Source organism: Staphylococcus sp. HMSC077D08, assembly GCF_001837945.1.
Lineage (GTDB): Bacteria > Bacillota > Bacilli > Staphylococcales > Staphylococcaceae > Staphylococcus > Staphylococcus epidermidis.
In genome coordinates this window covers 1-348 of record NZ_KV834764.1, presented here as the reverse complement: position 1 = coordinate 348, position 348 = coordinate 1, and the positions used below count along the sequence as shown (strand labels likewise).

At 33.0% G+C, this 348-nt stretch carries 1 pseudogene; it reads left to right on the top strand.

Annotated features, from left to right (window positions below):
- Nucleotides 1–56: 56 nt before the first annotated feature.
- Nucleotides 57–348 (top strand): annotated as a pseudogene (locus tag HMPREF2663_RS06980) (IS6-like element IS257 family transposase); the annotation flags it as partial.

Here is a 348-nt window from a genome sequence, read left to right as displayed (position 1 = left end):
GGTTCTGTTGCAAAGTTGAATTTATAGTATAATTTTAACAAAAAGGAGTCTTCTGTATGAACTATTTCAGATATAAACAATTTAACAAGGATGTTATCACTGTAGCCGTTGGCTACTATCTAAGATATGCATTGAGTTATCGTGATATATCTGAAATATTAAGGGAACGTGGTGTAAACGTTCATCATTCAACGATCTACCGTTGGGTTCAAGAATATGCCCCAATTTTATATCAAATTTGGAAGAAAAAGCATAAAAAAGCTTATTACAAATGGCGTATTGATGAGACGTACATCAAAATAAAAGGAAAATGGAGCTATTTATATCGTGCCATTGATGCAGAGGGAC